Raw genomic sequence first — 1,956 nt, 5'->3', positions numbered from 1 at the left:
AGCCGGAGGCGCCGCAGTCGGGCAGCACCTACGAAGCACCTCGCACGGAAGCCGAGGCGAAGCTGGCGGCCATCTGGGCGGAGGTGCTGCGTCTGCCCCAGGTGGGCGTGAAGGACTCCTTCTTCGAACTGGGCGGCCACTCGCTGCTGGCCACGCAGGTGGTTTCGCGCGTGCGCTCGGAGTTCAGCGTGGAGCTGCCCCTGCGCGCCCTCTTCGAGTCCCCCACCGTAGAGGCGCTCGCCGGGCGTCTGCATGGAAGCACGGGCCCGCAGGCTCCGAAGCTCACTCGCGTCGCGCATGACGGCCCTCGGCCGTTGTCCTTCGCGCAGCAGCGGCTGTGGTTGTTGGATCAACTCCAGCCAGGGGATGCGTCCTACAACATCCCCACCGCGCTCCAGCTCTCGGGACGCGTGGACGTGGAGGCCCTGCGCCGTGCGTTCGAGGCGCTCGTCCAGCGCCACGAAGCCCTGCGCACCACCTTCGGTCAGCATCAGGACCAGCCCATCCAGATCATCCACGCTCCCAGCGGATGGGAACTCCCGCTCGTGGACCTCTCCTCTCTGCCTGAAGCACTTCGGGAGAACGAGGCGCGGCGGCTGGCTGACGAGGAGGCACGGCGGCCGTTCGACCTCGCCAGGGGTCCGCTGCTGCGCAGCACATTGGTGCGGTTGGCCAATGACTCGCACTTGCTGCTGATGACGATGCACCACATCGTCTCCGACGGCTGGTCCATGGGCGTCCTCGTCCGGGAAACGGTGGCCTTCTATGAGGCCTTCGCCACGGGCAGCTCCCCGGCCTTCGCGCCACTGCCCATTCAGTACGCGGACTTCGCGACGTGGCAGCGCGACTGGCTCCAGGGCGAGGCCCTGCAAGCGCAGCTCGACTACTGGAAGCAGCAGCTCTCCGGAGCGCCCGCGGCGTTGGAGCTGCCCACGGACCGTCCGCGCCCGCCCGTGCAGTCGCACCGGGGCGCCACGGTGGACGTGCGCATTTCCTCGGAGCTCTCTCACGCGCTCAAGGCCCTGGCGCAGCGTGAAGGCGCCACGCCCTTCATGACGCTGCTGGCGGCGTTCCAGGTGCTGCTGTCGCGCTACTCCGCGCAGGATGACATCAGCGTGGGTTCGCCCATCGCCGGCCGTACCCAGGCGGAGACCGAAGGCCTCATCGGCTTCTTCATCAACACCCTGGTCCTGCGCGCCCAGCTGAACCCGCGCGCGACCTTCCGTGAGCTGCTGGCGCAGGTGCGAGGCACGACGTTCGCGGCCTACGACCATCAGCACCTGCCCTTCGAGAAGCTCGTCGAAGCCGTGCAGCCCGCGCGCGACCTGAGCCGCAGCCCGCTCTTCCAGGCCATGTTCGTCCTGCAGAACACGCCCGCCGAGGCGCTGCGTCTGCCGGGCTTGTCCTTCCAGGCCCTGCCGCTGGAAGCCCACTTCGCCAAGTTCGACCTCTCCCTGGGTCTGCGCGAGGGGAAGGACGGCTTCGTCGGAACACTGGAGTACGCATCGGACCTCTTCGACGCGTCGACCATCGAGCGCATGGCCGGACACTTCGGCGTGTTGCTGGAAGCCATTGCGAAGAAGCCGGACACGAGGCTGGGCGACCTGCCCCTGCTCATGGACTCCGAGCGCCAGCAGCTCCTCGTTGATTGGAATCCGCCTGCCTCGCACGCACCGCACGAGCCGAGCATCGTCGCGATGGTGGAAGCCCAGGTGCGCCGCACGCCGGACGCCGTGGCTGTCATCACGCCCGAGCGGCAGCTGACGTATCGGGAGCTGGATGCCAAGGCCAACCAGCTCGCCCACCGTCTGCGCGGCTTGGGCGTAGGCCCCGAAGTCCGCGTCGGCCTCTGCGTCGAGCGTACCGAGGACCTCGTCATCGGTGCTCTCGGCATCCTCAAGGCCGGTGGCGCCTATGTGCCGTTGGATCCCGGCTACCCGCGTGAGCGGCTGGGCT

The 1,956-nt window shown here is 68.7% G+C and carries 1 protein-coding gene; it reads left to right on the top strand.

What is annotated here, in order from left to right:
• A partial coding sequence (locus D7W81_RS41040) for a condensation domain-containing protein (RefSeq protein ID WP_147445834.1) occupies nucleotides 1–1,956 on the top strand: 1,956 nt, incomplete at both ends.

The organism is Corallococcus aberystwythensis, assembly GCF_003612165.1.
GTDB lineage: Bacteria > Myxococcota > Myxococcia > Myxococcales > Myxococcaceae > Corallococcus > Corallococcus aberystwythensis.
Note: the sequence above shows the minus strand (reverse complement) of the source record. Positions and strands in the feature narration are given on the sequence as shown.